We start from the raw sequence: 2,168 nt of genomic DNA, 5'->3' as shown, positions 1-2,168 counted from the left end.
GTGACCGCCCACCTCTGACCACCCACCGGCCGCCCTAAAGCCGGAGGGCGTCGGGTCAGAGCTCCGTGCAGCACTCGCTTCCCGGTAACGGAGGAACCCGTCCCGAACTCGGGCCCGCCGGTGCCCCGCCGCTTCCGCTCCTGCCTGCGGGCGGGAGCGACCACCGGCACACCTTGAGCGGGGTTCACCCGGGCGGCTCAGGGGCGACCTTCGGACTTCCACACCGGGGGACCTCGCAGCCCTGGGTCCCCCTCTCTGAAGGCGGGGGCAGTCCTACTCCTCCCCTTCATCGCTTTGGCGCCATTATATCCTCCCGCCCCGCCCTGCGCAAGCACACTCAAGCTGTTCGGTACGCTAACGGCGTCATTCTGGGGCAGCACCCGGAACGCCCGTAAGCGGATCGTTGAGGCCGACTCTCACGGCAACAACCGGTCGAGGGTATCCAGGAACCGCCTACAATGCGGAGCCGCCTTTGCAACCTTCGCCGGATCGATACGCTTCAACAACTCGGGGGCGTGCCTGGTCTTATGGTATTCGCCTTTGGATGTGTCCTCCGTCGCGCCCTTCAAACCATTCAGTACCTGCTCCTTGGGAATCTCTTCAACCTGAGGGTTGTGAGGGAGTCGCCCGGGAAGAAAACCGGCACCATAAAACCTCTGCAGAGCTTCCACGTCGGCCAGAAACCACGCCTCCATAACCTGCACCATCAGATGAATTTGCGCATCATCGGGCTTGGTGACACCGTGGTACTCCCAGCCAGGTCTTGAGGCCAACCACTGCCTGGGCGTCACACCCACCGGACCGTCGGAATCAGTCAGCAAGAGGACGTGGTCACCTGGGTGGGTCGCCAGGGCAATGGCAAAGTCGTGGAGGACTCTCCCGCGCCCGGCCACAAGTCGCACTCGTATCCCATTCTCACGCGCCCGTTCTATGAACCGGCACAGAAATTGGTGGAAGCCTTCCCGAAGCGCAGGGTCACCCTCGAAATAGATGCGTATCTCTTTCACCACCGGGTGCCCCCCAACTCACCCTTCCGCCACAACTCCCCCAGCCTGTACTCCTCGAGCCAGCCCTTCAGCCTCTTTTGGTCGAGCCGCAGCATCGTGGTTCCCTCAGGGCTCCACTCGCACACCACTATGGACTCCGGTCGGTCGGACAGTGCATCTACCAGGATATCCGAGTGGGTGGTCACGATGAGTTGCGTCCTGTGTGACGCCTCCACCAGGAGGTCTGCGATCTTGGGCAATACGTCGGGGTGTAAGCCAATCTCCGGCTCCTCGAGGCAAATCAATGGCGGTGGCTTAGGGTGGCACAGCACCGTCAAAAGGAATAGAAACCTCAGCGTCCCATCCGAAAGGCGGGTCGCGGGAAGGGGAGTCCGCAGCCCACGCTCGTAAAAGAACACCTGCAGTTTGCCGCTCTCCACTATGGTATCAATTCCCTCCAACTGCTCGTAGAAGTCCTGGAGGTGCTTAACGATTGATCGGTACACGTCGCCGTGTCGCTTCAACTTGTTCAGCACCAGCGCCAGATTGTGCCCGTCTTCAGCAAGGAAGTCCCCCAGCAGGTCGGTCTTTTGAGGTACGCGTGGGGGAGCCCGACGGCCGAAGCTCCATTCCCTATATAGGCGGAAATTAGAAAAAAGTTGTGCCAGGGTGGTGATCTCCGGATAATGGTCCGGGTCCTTCCGTTGAGACAGGACCGATTGCCCTGGCTCCAGGTCCTCCGGGCGAAGGGATCGCTTCTTCCTCTCCGCCCCCTGGGCACCTTCCTCAGTACGTACATTGAGCACCCCGCGGCCATCTTTCACTTCGAAGAAAATGTACGGGTGCTGCTCATCGGGGCGCGTCGGCCGGGCCGTCTTCAGGCTCTCTTCCACTATTTCGAAACCCTGACCCCTCTCAGCAAACCGCAAGAGATAGCGCAACGGGCTCTTCACCCTATCTATCTCTACCACCACCTCAATGCTGGCCGCCGCAGGCTCAGGCGAACCTTTCCACACCCACTCACTGACGCGATCATCTGGCTGCAGGACGGCAGCGGCAAGATCCCTGGGGGTGGAATGCAGAAGCCAGATGGCCTCAAACACGTTGGACTTACCCGAACCGTTGGGCCCGATCAGGACATTAAGGGGATGGAGTTCAAGAGATGGCGTCCGGGGCCCGAAA

General features: G+C 60.9%; 2 protein-coding genes. Both read right to left on the bottom strand.

What is annotated here, in order from left to right:
* Nucleotides 1–416 precede the first annotated feature (416 nt).
* Complete coding sequence (locus tag AB1609_22030) at nt 417–1,007, bottom strand: DUF4276 family protein (GenBank protein ID MEW6049114.1); 591 nt, start codon at nt 1,005–1,007, stop codon at nt 417–419.
* On the bottom strand, nt 1,004–2,168 hold a 1,165-nt coding region (locus tag AB1609_22025), incomplete at its 5' end, for an AAA family ATPase (protein ID MEW6049113.1). The genes AB1609_22030 and AB1609_22025, both read right to left, overlap by 4 nt.

The organism is Bacillota bacterium, from assembly GCA_040754675.1.
GTDB lineage: Bacteria > Bacillota > Limnochordia > Limnochordales > Geochordaceae > Geochorda.
This window is presented reverse-complemented; position numbering and strand designations above follow the sequence as displayed.